The organism is Kitasatospora sp. NPDC056184 (genome assembly GCF_042268405.1).
Classification (GTDB): domain Bacteria; phylum Actinomycetota; class Actinomycetes; order Streptomycetales; family Streptomycetaceae; genus Kitasatospora.
On sequence record NZ_JBHJUI010000017.1, the window covers coordinates 101,271 to 115,521 of the forward strand.

15 protein-coding genes are annotated in these 14,251 nt (G+C 72.1%); 11 read left to right on the plus strand and 4 right to left on the minus strand.

The features are described 5' to 3' along the window. Nucleotides 1–152 precede the first annotated feature (152 nt). Together ACFC0B_RS28850 and def are read left to right on the plus strand one after the other, a co-directional pair. Nucleotides 153–1,142 (plus strand): hypothetical protein, encoded by a 990-nt coding sequence (locus tag ACFC0B_RS28850; protein WP_350549846.1) that lies wholly within the window; start codon nt 153–155, stop codon nt 1,140–1,142. A gap of 51 nt (nt 1,143–1,193) precedes the next feature. After that, on the plus strand, nt 1,194–1,805 hold the full coding sequence (gene def, locus ACFC0B_RS28855; RefSeq protein ID WP_376091983.1) for a peptide deformylase: 612 nt from the start codon (nt 1,194–1,196) through the stop codon (nt 1,803–1,805). Between the two features lie 65 nt (nt 1,806–1,870). Here the strand turns inward: def and ACFC0B_RS28860 are convergent, their stop codons facing one another. Continuing rightward, complete coding sequence (locus tag ACFC0B_RS28860; RefSeq protein WP_376091986.1) at nt 1,871–2,884, minus strand: LacI family DNA-binding transcriptional regulator; 1,014 nt, start codon at nt 2,882–2,884, stop codon at nt 1,871–1,873. Between the two features lie 183 nt (nt 2,885–3,067). On the opposite strand from ACFC0B_RS28860, the gene ACFC0B_RS28865 reads away from it, so the two are divergent. The 5 genes from ACFC0B_RS28865 to ACFC0B_RS28885 all read left to right on the plus strand — a co-directional run bounded on the left by ACFC0B_RS28865 (nt 3,068) and on the right by ACFC0B_RS28885 (nt 10,166). Next, nucleotides 3,068–4,879 carry a glycoside hydrolase family 13 protein gene (locus ACFC0B_RS28865; protein WP_376091989.1) on the plus strand — a complete coding sequence of 604 codons (1,812 nt, stop codon included), beginning with the start codon at nt 3,068–3,070 and terminating at the stop codon, nt 4,877–4,879. Further along, nucleotides 4,876–6,282, plus strand: a complete 1,407-nt coding sequence (locus ACFC0B_RS28870) for an alpha/beta hydrolase (RefSeq protein ID WP_376091992.1) — start codon at nt 4,876–4,878, stop codon at nt 6,280–6,282. The genes ACFC0B_RS28865 and ACFC0B_RS28870 overlap by 4 nt, the downstream gene beginning before the upstream one ends. Before the next feature lie 71 nt (nt 6,283–6,353). Continuing rightward, nucleotides 6,354–7,658 (plus strand): extracellular solute-binding protein, encoded by a 1,305-nt coding sequence (locus ACFC0B_RS28875; RefSeq protein ID WP_376091995.1) that lies wholly within the window; start codon nt 6,354–6,356, stop codon nt 7,656–7,658. A gap of 49 nt (nt 7,659–7,707) precedes the next feature. Continuing rightward, nucleotides 7,708–9,309: an ABC transporter permease subunit gene (locus ACFC0B_RS28880; RefSeq protein ID WP_376091998.1), complete on the plus strand. Its 1,602-nt coding sequence runs from the start codon at nt 7,708–7,710 to the stop codon at nt 9,307–9,309. Beyond that, a complete protein-coding gene (locus ACFC0B_RS28885; protein WP_376092001.1) occupies nt 9,306–10,166 on the plus strand; it encodes a sugar ABC transporter permease in 861 nt (286 codons plus the stop codon). Before ACFC0B_RS28880 ends, ACFC0B_RS28885 begins: the two co-directional genes overlap by 4 nt. A 21-nt stretch (nt 10,167–10,187) precedes the next feature. Here the strand turns inward: ACFC0B_RS28885 and ACFC0B_RS28890 are convergent, their stop codons facing one another. Then, nucleotides 10,188–11,258, minus strand: a complete 1,071-nt coding sequence (locus ACFC0B_RS28890) for a ferritin-like protein (RefSeq protein WP_376092004.1) — start codon at nt 11,256–11,258, stop codon at nt 10,188–10,190. A 216-nt stretch (nt 11,259–11,474) separates the two neighbouring features. Between ACFC0B_RS28890 and ACFC0B_RS28895 the strand changes: the two genes are divergently transcribed. Continuing rightward, on the plus strand, nt 11,475–11,654 hold the full coding sequence (locus tag ACFC0B_RS28895; protein ID WP_376092173.1) for a DUF397 domain-containing protein: 180 nt from the start codon (nt 11,475–11,477) through the stop codon (nt 11,652–11,654). Between the two features lie 48 nt (nt 11,655–11,702). Here ACFC0B_RS28895 and ACFC0B_RS28900 read toward each other — a convergent pair whose 3' ends face one another. Next, nucleotides 11,703–11,975 (minus strand): hypothetical protein, encoded by a 273-nt coding sequence (locus ACFC0B_RS28900; RefSeq protein WP_376092006.1) that lies wholly within the window; start codon nt 11,973–11,975, stop codon nt 11,703–11,705. Then, nucleotides 11,972–12,403, minus strand: coding sequence for an ATP-binding protein (locus tag ACFC0B_RS28905; protein WP_376092009.1), 432 nt, complete (start codon nt 12,401–12,403; stop codon nt 11,972–11,974). Before ACFC0B_RS28905 ends, ACFC0B_RS28900 begins: the two co-directional genes overlap by 4 nt. Before the next feature lie 232 nt (nt 12,404–12,635). Here ACFC0B_RS28905 and ACFC0B_RS28910 point away from each other — a divergent pair, with 232 nt between their 5' ends. From ACFC0B_RS28910 to ACFC0B_RS28920, 3 genes are all read left to right on the plus strand, one after another. Then, nucleotides 12,636–13,490 carry a helix-turn-helix domain-containing protein gene (locus tag ACFC0B_RS28910; protein WP_376092012.1) on the plus strand — a complete coding sequence of 285 codons (855 nt, stop codon included), beginning with the start codon at nt 12,636–12,638 and terminating at the stop codon, nt 13,488–13,490. A gap of 29 nt (nt 13,491–13,519) precedes the next feature. Then, complete coding sequence (locus ACFC0B_RS28915) at nt 13,520–13,729, plus strand: DUF397 domain-containing protein (protein ID WP_376092015.1); 210 nt, start codon at nt 13,520–13,522, stop codon at nt 13,727–13,729. 166 nt (nt 13,730–13,895) lie between these two features. Further along, on the plus strand, nt 13,896–14,117 hold the full coding sequence (locus ACFC0B_RS28920; RefSeq protein ID WP_376092018.1) for a DUF397 domain-containing protein: 222 nt from the start codon (nt 13,896–13,898) through the stop codon (nt 14,115–14,117). The last annotated feature ends 134 nt before the right edge of the window (nt 14,118–14,251 follow it).

The following is a 14,251-nucleotide window of genomic DNA, read 5'->3' on the forward strand; positions in this document are numbered from 1 at the left end:
GGACGGAACCGGGCAACCCCGGCGGTGGGGAGCGCGGGCGGCGGCCGTCGTGGTTGGATGCGGTCGTAGCGTGGAAAACCGACCCGGGACACCGGGCCCGTGACGCGGGAGCGGTCGCGGGACTCGAGCGGACGACGACGGCAGGGACGAACGTGAGGATCTTCCACCGGGCACGGCACCGGCCGTCCGCCACCTGGCGGCAGACGACCGACCGGGCTTTCACGTTGATCGGCGACGGCCGGTACGAGGACGCCGGCGCCCTGCTGGTGATGGCGGCCGACCTGGAGCCGTGGCTCTCGGACTCCTGGTTCAACCTGGCGCTGCTGCACAAGTTCCGCCGCGACTGGGAGCAGGCCCGGGCGGCCGGGCTGCGGGCGGTGGCGCTGCTGGACCGCGAGCAGGGCGCCCCGGACTGGTGGAACCTCGGCATCACCGCGACCGCGCTGCAGGACTGGCCGCTGGCCCGCCGGGCCTGGCAGGCGTACGGGCTGAAGCTGCCCGGCGGCCCCGGCGCGCGCGAGGAGGGGCCGGTCAGCCTGGACCTCGGGACGACCCCGGTGCGGCTCTCCCCGGACGGCGAGTCCGAGGTCGTGTGGGGCCGCCGGCTGGACCCGGCCCGGATCGAGGTGCTGTCGATCCCGCTGCCGTCCTCCGGCAGACGCTGGGGCGAGGTGGTGCTGCACGACGGCGCCCCGCACGGCGAGCGGGTCACCGACGGGGTCGCCTACCCGGTGTTCGACGAGATCGAACTGTGGGCGCCGTCCCCGGTGCCGACGTACGTGGTGCTGCTGCAGGCGGCGACCGAGGCGGACCGGGACGCGCTGGAGCGGCTGGTCGCGGACGCGGGCTACGCGGCGGAGGACTGGACGTCCTCGGTGCGGCTGCTGTGCCGGGCCTGCTCCGAGAGCCGGATGGCCTCGGACGACGGCCACACCGCCCACCACGACCCGCACGACGACGGGGACGCCGCGCACCCCGGCCACCTGAGCCACCTGAGCCCCGGCGCGGGCGGGATGTCCTGGCTGGCCGAGCGCGAGTGCGGGATCGCCGCGCCGGCGCACCTGGTGCGGGTGCTGCTGGACCGCTGGGCCGCGGCCTCGCCGGGAACCCGGGTGTACCGGGATCTCGAAGAAGTGTGCTGAGTCCGCTGAGTACCCTGGTGCGGTACGCGTAGGCCTATGGAAGCGGAAGACATGGCGGAGCAGGAGCAGCACGAGCACGACGAGACCCCGAAGGTGGTCGGCGAGCAGCCGGACCCCTCCAAGGGCACGGCGCGCCCGATCACCGTCTACGGCAACCCCGTGCTGCACCGCGAGGTGAAGGACGTGACGGCCTTCGACGGCGAGCTGTCCGCGCTGATCGACGACATGTTCCAGTCGATGTACGCGGCGGAGGGCGTGGGCCTGGCCGCCAACCAGATCGGCGTGGATCTGAAGGTCTTCGTCTACGACTGCCCGGACGACGAGGGCGTGCGCCACATCGGCCACGTGGTCAACCCGGTGCTGGAGGAGTTCCCCAAGGACCGCCGGCGGGTGCTGGACGACGGCAACGAGGGCTGCCTGTCGGTGCCGACCGCCTACGCCGAGCTGCCCCGCCCGGACTACGCGGCGGTGACCGGCCAGGACAAGGACGGCAACCCGATCCGGGTCGAGGGCACCGGCTTCTTCGCCCGCTGCCTGCAGCACGAGACCGACCACCTGTTCGGCTTCCTCTACATCGACAAGCTGTCGAAGCGGGACCGCAAGGACGCCCTGCGGCAGATGGCCGAGGGCACCGCGCGCTACGCGACGGTCGCGAACGACTGACGCCGCCCGGGAACTGACGGAGGGCCGGTGGGCAGCAGCCCGCCGGCCCTCCGCCGCGTCCGGACTCAGCCGCGGGCGCGGGCGGTGGAGTCGCGGGCGACCAGGACGGGGGTGAACAGGTAGTCCCGGGCCCGGCCGCCGTGGCCCTCCAGCTGGCGCCAGAGGGCGTCGGCGACGGCGGCTCCCATCTCGTCGATCGGCTGGCGGACGGTGGTGAGCGGCGGGTTGCTGTGGGCGGCGAGGTAGCAGTCGTCGTAGCCGATCACCGAGAGGTCGCCGGGGACGCTGCGCCCGGCCTCGCGGGCGGCCTGGACCACGCCGAGGGCCATCAGGTCGCTGCCGGCGATCACGGCGGTGACGTCCGCGTCGAGCAGCTGGCGGGCGGCCGCCGCGCCGCCGGCGATGGAGTAGGCGGACTCGGCGTACCAGTCGGCGGGGGGCTCCCCGCCGAGCAGTTCGCGCATCGCCCGCCGGTAGCCGTCCAGGCGGTTGAGCGAGGGGCGCAGGTAGCCCTGGCCGCCGGCCAGGCCGATCCGGCGGTGGCCGAGTTCGCGCAGGTGGGCGACGGCGATCCGGGCGCCGAGCGCCTCGTCGGTCGCGACGGTGGGGACGGCCAGGCCCTCCACCCGGCCGCTGACCAGCACCATCGGGATGCCGCGCTCGTGCAGCAGCCGGTAGAAGCCGTGGTCGGCGTTCGGGTTGGCGTGCCGCCCGGAGACCAGGACCAGGCCGGAGACGCCCTTGCGGAGCAGGACGTCGATGTAGCCGAGTTCGGCGGTGCCCTGGCGGGTGGAGGTGCCGACCACGGCGGTGAGGCCGTGCTTGGCGAGCTGCACCTCGATCGCGGAGGCGAGCAGCGGGAAGACCGGGTTGTCGAGTTCGGGCACGACGATGCCGATCAGCGCGCCCTGGTGCGGGTCGTAGCCCTGGTCGGGCTGCCAGCCGAGCTCCCGCATGGCCTCGGCGACCTTCACCTTGGTGTCGTCGGAGACGCCCGGCCGGTCGTTGATCACCCTGCTCACCGAGGCGGCGCTGACGCCCGCCCGGGCGGCGATGTCGCGCAGTGACGGGCCGCTCAATTGGTCCTCCGGTCTGGTCCGGCCTGCATCTTACAAAGCCCGGCGCGGCAGGCCGCGCACCAGGATGAAACGATCTTAGCAACATATTGCGCAACAGTTTCATCGCCGTTACGGTTCCCTCGTCGGCTCCGATAAGCGGAATGCCGCCATCCGTTAACCTGTCCACCCGCCCCGAGGAGCCCCATGGACCCGGCCAGCAGCCACCGCCTCGCCGCCCGCCACCAGCCGCACCACGACGGGTCCGCGCGGTACGTCGGCGACCTCGCCCCTCGCCTCGGGCAGCACGTCGACCTGCTGGTCCGGGTGCCCGCCGGGCAGGAGGTCGAGCGGGTGTTCCTGCGCTCCGTCCCGGACGGCGAACCGCACTTCACGGCCGCCGCCGTCGACCGCGTCGACGACACCGGGACCACCTGGTGGCGGGCCGCCCTGGAGATGGTCAACCCGGAGATGAACTACCGGTTCTGGCTGCACACCCCGGACGGCGGGCGCTGGCTCACCGCCGCCGGCCTGCACGACCACGACCTGCCGGACGCCACCGACTTCCGCCTCACCGCGCACCCCGCCCCGCCCGCCTGGGCCGCGGACGCGGTGGTCTACCAGATCTTCCCGGACCGCTACCACCGCTCCGGCGAGGCCCCGCTCGCCGCCTGGGCCCGCCCGGCCGACTGGGACACCCCGCTGCGCACCGGCGACGCCGAGGCCCTCCAGCAGATGTACGGCGGCGACCTCTGGGGCGTGGTGCGCAAGATCGACCACATCCAGCGGCTCGGCGCCACGGTGATCTACCTGACCCCGTTCTTCGAGGGCCGCTCCAACCACCGCTACGACGCCGTCTCCTTCGACCGGGTCGACCCGGCGCTCGGCGGCGACGAGGCGCTGATCGCCCTCACCGCCGAGGCGCACCGGCGCGGCATCAAGGTGATCGGCGACATCACCCTCAACCACTCCGGCGACGAGCACGCGTGGTTCCGCACCGCGCAGTCCGACCCGGCGAGCCCCGAGGCCGGCTTCTACTTCTTCGGCGACGGCGGACCGGACGACTACGCGACCTTCCTCGGCGTGCGCACCCTGCCGACCTTCGACCACCGCTCGGCCGAGCTGCGCCGCCGCCTCTACGAGGGCCCCGACTCGGTGATCGCCAGGTACCTCGGCGCGCCCTTCCACCTGGACGGCTGGCGGGTCGACGTGGCGCAGATGGCCGGCCGGCGCGGCGACGTCGAGCTCAACCGCCTGGTCGCCACCACCACCGCGGCCACCGTGCGGGCCGCCAACCCCGACGCCGTCCTGCTCGCCGAGCACCAGCACGACGCCTCGCTCGCGCTGGCCGGCGACGGCTGGCAGGGCACCATGAGCTACGCGGGCTTCACCCGGCCGGTCTGGAGCTGGCTCGTCGAGAAGCACGACCAGAAGGACTTCTGGGCCGTCCCCGGGCCGATCCCCGACTACGACGCCGCCCGGGTGCGCGCCACCATGACGGCCTTCGGTGCCGCGCTGCCCTGGCGCAGCCGCGCCCACAACCTGACCCTGCTGGACTCGCATGACACCGCCCGGTTCCGGACCTTCGCCGGTCCGGAGCGCCAACTGCTCGGCGCGGCGCTGCTGTTCACCCTGCCCGGCATCCCCATGGTGTTCTCCGGCGACGAGGTCGGCGTGCTGGGGGAGGGCCTGGAGGAGGGCCGCAAGCCGTTCCCCTGGGACGAGTCCGCCTGGGACCAGCACACCTGGCGCACCTACCGCGACCTGGTCCGGCTGCGCCGCAGCCACAGCGCGCTGACCGGCGGCGGGCTGCGCTGGCTGGTCGCCGAGGGCGACGTCCTGCTGTTCGAGCGGGAGGACGAGCGGGAGCGGATCCTGGTGCAGATCAGCCGGGCCGACCACCCGCCGGTGGCGGGCGAGTGGCACGCCACCCACCTGCTCGGCGGGCCGCAGCTGGTCCCCGGCCGCGACCTGCCCTGCGAGGGCCCGGCCGTGCACGTCTGGTCGGTGGCCCGATGAGCGCCGACACCGCCTGGGCCGCCGCGCAGGACGGCACCGCCCCGCAGGACGGCACCTGGGCGCACGGCCGGACCGCCCCGCGCGGCCGGATCGAGCGGGTCCCCGGCTTCCGCTCCGAGCTGCTCGGCAACGAACGGGACCTGCTGGTCCACCTGCCGCCCGGCTACGACGACCGGCCGGACGCCGACTACCCGGTGCTCTACCTGCACGACGGCCAGCAGGTCTTCGACCAGGGGCAGCAGCCCACCTGGGCGGTGGACCGGACCCTGGAGGCGCTGTACGCGGAAGGGCTGATCCCCGAGCTGATCGCGGTCGCCGTGCCCAACGCCGGCGCCGACCGGGGCGTCGAGTACTCCCACGTCGCCGAGTACTGGCGCACCCCCGGCACCCCGCTGAAGGGCCACCGCTACGAGGCCTTCCTGACCGACGAGGTCAAGCCGTTCGTCGACGCCCGCTACCGGACCAGGACCGGTCCGGAGCACACCGCGCTGATGGGCTCCTCGATGGGCGGGCTGGTCACGTACCACATCGCCTTCCGCCGCCCCGAGGTCTTCGGCCTGGCCGCCGTCCTCTCCCCGTTCCTCGCCCACGTCGACCCGGACGGCCTCGGCGAGCGGGTGGTGCACGAGCGCTACCGGCGGCGCGGGCCGCGGCGGATCTGGCTGGACATCGGCGGCCGGGAGGGGCTCATCATGGCCCGGCCCGCCCGCGAGCTGGCCGGCCGGCTGGTCGACGAGGCCGGCTACACCTCCGGCGCCGACCTGCTCTACTACGAGGACCCGGCCGCGCCGCACCACGAGAACGCCTGGCGCCCGCGCGCCCGGCACGCGCTGCTGCACCTGTTCGGCGCGCCCTCGCCGGTGCGCTCGCTCACCGTCGAGCCGGAGATCCTGCTCGCGCCCGGGGAGACCTGGAGCGCCGTCAACCCGGTCGCGGTCCGCGCCGACGGCGTGCGCTACACCGCGCTGGAGGCCGGCTACCGGGTCGAGCGCCCCGAGGTGGCGGCCGTCTCGCCGCACGGCGGGCTGCTCCCGCTGGCCGCCGGGCGGACGGCGGTCACCGTCCGGGCGCACGGGCTGGCCGCGAGCACCGAGGTCGCGGTCGACCCGGAGCTGCCGGCCCACCCGGTCCTGGAGGTCACCGTGACCGTCCCGCCGGGAACCCCCGACGACGCCCCGGTGATGTTCGGCCCGCTGCCCTGCGCCCCGGCCGGCCCGGGCCGGTTCCGCGGGCGGATCGCCGTCCCGCGCGGCACCGGCTTCGACGGCGGCGTCTCGCGCGGCTGGGGCCTGGACGCCGTCGACGCCGACGGCCGGCGGGTGCTGCACCCGCTGCGGGTCGACCGCGACACCCGGCTCGACCTCACCGTCGACCGCTGGCACCGGCCGGCGGACGGCATCTGACCCCCCCACCCCCCGGCGATCCCCCCTGCGGCCCACCCCCGCACCCCTCCCGGACGAAGGAGTCTCGGACCATGCGCCACCGGATCATCAGCCCCCGCAGAACCGCCGCCCTCGGCCTGCTCGCCCTGCTGGCCACGGCCTGCGGCGGCACCTCCCCCTCGGCCGGCCCCGCGCCCGCCGGCGGCACCACCGCCGCGGACGGGCCGATGACCGCCCCGCCGCTCGGCGCCGCCGAGGGCGACCTGGTGATCTGGGCCCAGACCCAGCAGGCCGCCGCCCTGCAGCCGCTCGCCGAACGCTTCGGCAAGGAGCACGGCGTCAAGGTCACCGTCACCCCGCAGTCCGTCAACACCCAGCAGTCGTACGTCACGGCCACCAACGCGGGCAAGGGCCCCGACCTCGTGGTCGGCGCCTCCGACTGGCTCGGCAACCTGGTGCAGAACGGCACGGTCGCCCCCGTCCCGCTGACCGCGCAGCAGAAGGCGCTGTTCCAGCCCGCCGCCCTGGCGGCCGTCGCCCAGGGCGGCCAGCAGTACGGCCTGCCGTACGCGACCGAGACCCTGGTGCTGTTCCGCAACACCGACCTGGCCCCGGCCGCGCCCGCCACCTTCGAGGACCTGGCCGGCACCGCCCAGGAGGCCGTCCGGGCGGGGAAGGCCGAGGTCCCGCTGGCGCTGCCGATCGGCCAGCAGGGCAACGCCTACGCCCTGCAGCCGCTGTTCACCTCGGCCGGCGGCTACCTGTTCGGCGGCAAGCCGGACGGCGGCTGGGACACCGCGGACCTCGGCGTCGGCGGCCCCGGCTCGATCGCGGCCGGCGAGCTGTTCAAGCAGTACGGGGAGAAGGGCACCGGGCTGTTCAACCGCTCGGTGGACACCAACGCCATCTCGCTGTTCACCGGGCGCAAGTCGCCCTACCTGGTGGCCGGGCCCTGGGCGCTCGGGCAGGTCAAGCAGGCCGGCCTGCCGTACGCGATCTCCGCGGTGCCCGGCTGGGCCGGCAAGGGGCAGGCCCGCCCCTTCATCGGCGTGCAGGCGTTCTACCTCTCCGCCAAGGCGAAGAACCAGCCGCTGGCCCAGGAGTTCCTGCTGCGCGCGATCGGCTCGGAGGAGGGCCAGCTGGCGCTCTACCAGGCCTCGCCGGAGCCGCCCGCGCTGACCTCGGCGCTCGCCAAGGCCAGCGCCGGCGACCCCGACATCGGTGCCTTCGCGGCCGCCGGCGAGGCCGGGCAGCCGCTGCCGACCGTCCCCGCGATGAACGCGATCTGGGGCCCGCTCGGCCAGGCCGAGGCGAGCATCGTGGCCGGCGCCGACCCGGCCGAGACCATGCGCCAGGCCGGCGAGGCCATCCGCGCCGCCCTCGGCGCCGGCCACTGACACCCCCCGGCGCCCCGCGCCCCTCCCGGACGGACCAGGGACCATCCCCATGACCTCCCCCACCCTTCAGGACAGCAGGCGTCCGGCCCGCCCCGCCGACGCCCCGATACGCCCGCCCCGCCGGGCCGGCGCCCTGACCGCGCACCTGGTGAAGCTCGCCCTGCTGTCCGGGGTCGCCGCACTCGCCCTGTTCGCCGCGCCCAAGCTCTACGGGGCCGGCCACTGGGCCGGCCTCGGCGTCCTCGCCGCCGGGACCGCGGCCACCTTCTGGATCTACCTCTCGCCCCGCCGGCTCGCCGCCAAGTACCTGTGGCCGGCCACCGTGCTCTTCCTGGCCTTCGTGGTCTACCCCGTGCTCCACATCGTCGCGGTCTCCTTCACCGACTACGGCGACGGGCACCTGCTCACCAAGGACCAGGCCGTCCGCACCCTGGTCGACAACTCGGTGGAGCCCGTCCCCGACGGGGCCTCGTACACGCTCACCGTCGCCACCGAACAGGCCGGCGGCCCGCTCGTCCTGCTGCTCACCGACCCGGCGACCGGCCGGACCGAGGCCGGCACCGCGCGCGGCCTGGCCCCCGCCCCGGCCGGCACGGTGACCGCGCCCGACGGCCGGGTGACCGCCGCCCCGGGCCTGCGGATCCTCACCCTGGGCCAGGTCAACGGCCGCGCCCAGGAGCTGAAGGAGCTGAGGGTCCCGGTGGACGGCGGCTTCGTGATCGGCCAGGGACTCTCCTCGGCCACCACCGCCCGGCCCGCCCTGGTCCACGACGGCCGGGCCGACACCCTCACCGACACCCGCACCGGCACCGTCTACCGCGCCGAGGACGGCCGGTTCACCGCCGACGACGGCTCCGGCCGGACCCTGCCCACCGGCTGGCACCGCACCGTCGGCTTCGCCAACTTCACCGCCGTGCTCACCAGCCCGGCCGTGCGCGGCCCCTTCCTCGGCGTGCTCGCCTGGACGTTCGGCTTCGCCGCGCTCTCCACCGGCGCCTCCTTCGCGCTCGGCCTCGGCCTCGCCTTCACCCTGCACCACCCGCGGCTGCGCGGGCAGCGGGCCTACCGCTCGCTGCTGCTGCTGCCGTACGCGATGCCCGCGTTCATCGGGATCCTGATCTGGCAGAGCATGTACAACCGGGACTTCGGGCTGCTCAACCAGCTGCTGCACACCCGGATCGACTGGCTCGGCGACACCTGGAGCGCGCGCTTCGCGGTCGTCCTGACCAGCCTGTGGCTCGGCTTCCCCAACATGCTGCTGATCTGCACCGGGGTGCTCCAGTCGATGCCCGCCGAGCTGAACGAAGCCGCGCGGATCGACGGCGCGGGGCCGTGGACCGCCTTCCGGGCGGTCACCTTCCCGCTGCTGCTGGTGGCCGCCTCGCCCGTGCTGATCTCCTCCTTCGCCTTCAACTTCAACAACTTCAACGCCGTCCAACTGCTCACCGGCGGTGGCCCGTTCGACGGCGCGGGAGGTGCGGCCGGCTCCACCGACATCCTGATCAGCTACACCTACCGGGTGGCCTTCGGCGGGCAGGGCGCCCAGTACGGCTTCGCCGCCGCCCTGTCGATCTTCATCTTCCTGCTGGTCGGCCTGATCACCCTGGTGGGCTTCCGCCGCACCCGGGCCCTTGAGGAGCTGAACGCATGACCACCACCGCCCGATGGCTGCGCCGGTTCGGCTGGCGGCACCTGGTCGCCGTCCTCGCCGTCTGCTTCGCGCTGTTCCCGCTGCTGTTCGTGTTCTCCGCCGCGCTCAACCCGCTCGGCACCCTCCAGTCCTCCACGCTGCTGCCCGAGCACGCCTCCTTCGCCAACTTCACGGCGCTGTTCACCGACGAGCAGTACCCGTTCGGCCGCTGGCTGCTCAACACGGCGCTGATCTGCGGCAGCTTCGCCGTGCTCAACGTGCTGCTCGGGGTCTGCTCGGCGTACGCGTTCTCCCGGTTCCGCTTCCGGGGCCGGCGGGTGGGGCTGCTCACCGTCCTGCTGGCGCAGATGTTCCCGCAGTTCCTCGCGGTCGTCTCGCTCTACCTGCTGTTCGCCCGGATCGGCGACGTGCTGCCGGCGATCGGCCTGGACACGCCCTGGGGGCTGCTCCTGGTCTACCTGGGCGGGTCGATGGGGGTGAACACCTGGCTGATGAAGGGGTATCTGGACACCATCCCGAAGGAGATCGACGAGGCCGCCAGGGTGGACGGGGCCGGGCACGCGCAGATCTTCTTCCGGCTGATCCTGCCGCTGGCCGCGCCGATGCTGGTGGTGATCGGGATCCTCTCGCTGACCACCGCCCTGAACGACGTCATCCTGGCCGGCATCTTCCTGACCTCCAACGAGTCCAAGACGGTGGCGGTCGGGCTCTACGGGATCATCTCCGGCCAGCAGGACCAGAACTACGGCCTCTTCGCGGCGGGGGCGCTGGTCACCTCGCTGCCGGTGATCGTGGTCTACCAGTTCCTCCAGCGCTACCTCGCCCAGGGGCTCACCGCCGGCTCGGTCAAGGGCTGAGCCGGCGGCGGGGCCGCAGCGTCAGGCGGTGACGAACAGCCACTCCGGGCCGTAGGTGAAACGGGGGTTGGCGGGGAGCTTGAGGACGTTGATCTGCTGGGCGGCATCACGCATGTCGCCCATCAGGCCGATCGCCGTGCCGACGAAGCCGCCGCCCTGGCCCGAGGGCTTGCTCCAGGCCTCTTCGAGGGCGTGCAGCATGTCGCTGTAGTGCTGGTTGAACGTGTGCAGGAGATCGGCCGTCGCCTGGTCGGGAGCGTTGTCGGGGTCGTTGGCCCAGCCGCCCCGGGGGACCCGGCCGACCGGCGAGTTGTCGGGCAGCGGCACCGGGTCGCCGGTGAACTCGAACTTCTGCGTCGCCTCGTTGAAGACGAGCCGGTGCCCCTCGGCGATCTCCTTGAAGGCGTAGTAGTGGGCGAGTTCGCCGGGCTTGCCGGGGAAGGGGTTCTCCGGGGAGGCCGCGGTGCCCTCGCCCTGGGCCTTGATGATCTCGATGGCGTGGAGGATGGCGGGGAGGGTGGTCATCGGGATGATGTCGTTGCCGGCGCCGTGGCCCGACCCGAGCCGGAAGGTGACCTGGTTGCGGTCGTGGATGAGGTCCGCGAACTTGGGGAAGACATCGGCGATCCGCTGGTAGAAGGCGCCGATGGTGTTGCCGTCGAGGGCGAACGCGAGCGGGTGCTCGGGCTTCTCGATGTCGGCGAACAGGGCGGCCGACTCGCGGCTCAGCCCGCTGAGGAACACCTCCAGCCCGGGGTTGACGCCGCCGGGCAGCTCGCCGGGGAACTTGGGGACGGTGAGCGGGTCGGTGAGGGTGACGGTGCCGCCGATGCTGGTGAGCATGTTGCAGACGAGACCGAAGTGGGACATCTCGTCGAAGATGATCTCCTTGATGCCGTGGAACACCGGCTCGCTGTCGTCCCGGTTCAGGATCGACCAGAGCGCGGTGGCGTAGGGCGGGATGGTGGAGAGCTCCAGCATGATGGCCCGCTGGAGGGCGTCCTTGAGCTCCTGCTCGGTCCAGTCCTCCTCCGCGATGTTCATCAGCTGGACGATCGCGTCGCTCTCGTAGTCCAGAACCCCGGTGGCCATGGCGCATCCCCTTTCGATCGGTCGTGGCCGGACCGTAGTCGGGAACCGATCGCACATGGACACATTCCGCCAGGTGCGCCCACCGAGTTCATCCGGACAGCCCCGCCCGGCGTGAACGCCGGGCGGGGAGGGGAGAGAAGTGCCGACACGATGGCTCGGGTGCGGCAGGAGTTCTGAACTCTGGGCAAAGGATGGCGAGTCGTGACTGGACGCACGGTGTGGCGTAGGAGCACCTACAGCGGGCAGGGCGGAAACTGCGTTGAGACGCAGGTCAGGTGGGCGGCGATGGTTGTCCGTGACTCCAAGGACCCCTCTGGACCGTCCTTGCAGTTCGCGGCTGAGGCTTGGGCTTCGTTCCTGGCCGGGGTCAAGGGTGGGGAGTTTCCGAGCGGCTGAACCTCTTTGTGGTGCCCCGCACGGCTGTGGCCGTGCGGGGCAGGGAGGTCAGGGCCGGTAGGTGGTGATGGTGATCGGGTGGGCGGTCCAGTTGGTGAGCTCGCCGACGTAGAGGGTGACGCTCCAGCGGCCGCCACGGGCGAGGCAGCGGGCGATGCCGTCGCCGCCGCCCGGGCCGATGCAGATGCGGATGAAGTCGCGGTGGGCCGCGCGGATCGGGAGCGGGCGGACGCGCTCCCAGAGGATGGGCAGCGCGTGGTCGAGGCTCGGGAAGACGGTGGGCAGCACGATGCCCGAGATCCCGGCCCGGACGACGCTCACGCGGCGGCCGGGTCGGGGGAGAGGTGGCACCAGACGAACTTGCCGACGCCGCCGATGCGCGGGCAGCAGCCCCACTGGGTCGCCAACTCGCGGACGAGGAGCAGGCCCCGGCCGGCCTCGTCGGAGTCGGAGGCGGCGCGGAGGGCGGGCTTCTCGTTGTCCGCGTCGTGCACTTCGATCCGGAGGGTGAGGCCGGAGGAGAGGTGGAAGCGGACGTAGATCAGCCGGTCTCGGGGGGTGCGGGCGTGCTGGACGGCGTTGGTGACGAGCTCGCTGACCAGCAGCTCGCCGCTGGGGAGGAGGAGTTCGCCGGAGGGGAGGGGGAGGAGGAAGGAGCGGAGCTCCTGACGGGCGAGGCGGGGCGACTTGCGGTGCCGGGGCAGCCAGCAGGTCCGCTCGGCAGGGGTGGGGGAGACGGTTTCAGGCATGGCGGAGCCACCTCTGGTCGGTCTGGGTGACGGCAGCTGAAGCAGGCATGGGGATGCCCGGTGGCGAGCCTGCCGAGATCACTCTCTGTGGCGCAGCTCACAACTGTAGGTAGCATGCACTCGTTCTGGTGCAACCTGCAAGCGGAACAGCTGCAATGATGCAGTTCTGGCTACGCTGGATTGACGAATCGTCACAAGGCAGACTGAGGCTCGCCAGGGAGAGGACTTGCGCATGGCTGATGAACCGAGGCCGACGGTCCGTGCCCGCCGACTTGGATCGGAGCTTCGCCGTTTACGCGAAGCCGTCGGCAAGGGAACCGACGATGCGGCGCAGGCCCTTGCCTGCTCCCGCGCCAAGATCAGCCGCATAGAGACCGGGGCATCCGGGGTTCGTCGGCTGGATCTCGGGATCTTGCTGGACCTGTACGGGGTGGCCGGGGGAGAGCGTGAAGCTCTTGAGAAGTTGTCCAGGGAGAGCAAGAAGCGCGGTTGGTGGCACGATTACGGCGATACGATCCCGCCAGCCTATGCGGACTTCTTGGGGCTCGAAGGGGACGCCCGGTACATTCGCACGTGGCAATCCATGGTGGTGCCGGGCCTGTTGCAGACCGAGCACTACGCCCGCGCAGTGCTGGAAGCCAATCCGGCTGCCGTCCGTCCAGAGCGCATCGATCAGCTTGTTGAGATTCGGATGGAGCGGAAGGAGGTTCTCTCCAGGGCAGACCCGGCCAGATTCTGGGCGATCATCTGGGAGCCGGCGCTCAGGTGCCCCGTCGGAGGTAGGGGTATCCAGCGAGCGCAGCTGGAGTATCTCGCCGAGGTCGCCCAGCTTCCGAACATCACCTTGCAGGTTGTTCCAATGGAGGTCGGAGCCACGGCTGGCGCTTGCGGAGCATTCGTGATGTTCGGGTTTACCGACTCCCCGAACCCTGGGGCGGTCTTCCTGGAGACGCTGACAAGCAGCCACTACATGGAGCAGCAAGCAGAGCTGGACGGCTATGGGCTGGTCTTCGAGTACCTCCGCTCATCAGCCCTGAACCCTGCGAACTCGCTGGATATGATCTCCGCAATCGCGACGGAGATGTGAGCACAAGACCAGACAGAGGTGTGAGCGCAATGACCGTACCGGAAGTCGCTGTTCGAAACTGGTGCAAGAGCAGCTACAGCGCTCAGGCGAACGATTGCGTGGAGACTGGCCGCCTCGCATCGGCTGGGATGGCTGTTCGTGACTCCAAGGATCCCGGTGGGCCCATGCTGCTGTTCGCGGCTGATGCCTGGTTGGCCTTCGTGGCCGGGGTCAAGGGCGGGGAGTTTCCGAGCGGCTGAAACGAGAGAGGTGCCCCACGTGGCCACAGCCACGTGGGGCACCTCCACTTCTGGCCTCATTGGTAGAGGGTGTTGTCGAAGACGGGATCGCCCTGCCTCAGCGTGAACGCTGAGGCAGGGCGAAGAACCACGCTCATCAAGCGCATCGCGAAGGGAAAGCACAGCGATGATTGACGCTCTCCTGGGCCCGGCTGCGGCTGGCCTGGTCTGGCGAAAATCCTCATACTCAGGGGCTCAGAGCAACTGTGTTGAGGTGGCGTTCGGTGTGGCCGATGCTGTGCCGGTGCGGGACTCGAAGGACCCTGCCGGGCCAGTGGTGCTGTTCGATGCTGAGGCGTGGGCGTCCTTCGTGGCTGGGGTCAAGGGTGGGGAGTTTCCGACCGGCTGAAGCAACAGAGGTGCCCCCCGCGGCGGTGGCCGGGCGGGGCCCCGCTTTGTCGTGGTGTGTTTGTGTTTTTACTAGAAGTCGTCGTCGGAGGAGACCGAGCCCGCGACGGCGGCCGGGTAGGGGGGGAACCCGCG

Bases quoted from the DNA above. Each gene is read 5' to 3' on its own strand.
- ACFC0B_RS28920 (WP_376092018.1), top strand. From the start codon at position 13,896: ATGATTGACGCTCTCCTGGGCCCGGCTGCGGCTGGCCTGGTCTGGCGA.
- ACFC0B_RS28880 (WP_376091998.1), top strand. From the start codon at position 7,708: ATGACCTCCCCCACCCTTCAGGACAGCAGGCGTCCGGCCCGCCCCGCC.
- ACFC0B_RS28905 (WP_376092009.1), bottom strand. From the start codon at position 12,403: ATGCCTGAAACCGTCTCCCCCACCCCTGCCGAGCGGACCTGCTGGCTG.
- ACFC0B_RS28890 (WP_376092004.1), bottom strand. From the start codon at position 11,258: ATGGCCACCGGGGTTCTGGACTACGAGAGCGACGCGATCGTCCAGCTG.
- ACFC0B_RS28885 (WP_376092001.1), top strand. From the start codon at position 9,306: ATGACCACCACCGCCCGATGGCTGCGCCGGTTCGGCTGGCGGCACCTG.
- ACFC0B_RS28875 (WP_376091995.1), top strand. From the start codon at position 6,354: ATGCGCCACCGGATCATCAGCCCCCGCAGAACCGCCGCCCTCGGCCTG.
- ACFC0B_RS28915 (WP_376092015.1), top strand. From the start codon at position 13,520: ATGACCGTACCGGAAGTCGCTGTTCGAAACTGGTGCAAGAGCAGCTAC.
- ACFC0B_RS28865 (WP_376091989.1), top strand. From the start codon at position 3,068: ATGGACCCGGCCAGCAGCCACCGCCTCGCCGCCCGCCACCAGCCGCAC.
- ACFC0B_RS28910 (WP_376092012.1), top strand. From the start codon at position 12,636: ATGGCTGATGAACCGAGGCCGACGGTCCGTGCCCGCCGACTTGGATCG.
- ACFC0B_RS28870 (WP_376091992.1), top strand. From the start codon at position 4,876: ATGAGCGCCGACACCGCCTGGGCCGCCGCGCAGGACGGCACCGCCCCG.
- def (WP_376091983.1), top strand. From the start codon at position 1,194: ATGGCGGAGCAGGAGCAGCACGAGCACGACGAGACCCCGAAGGTGGTC.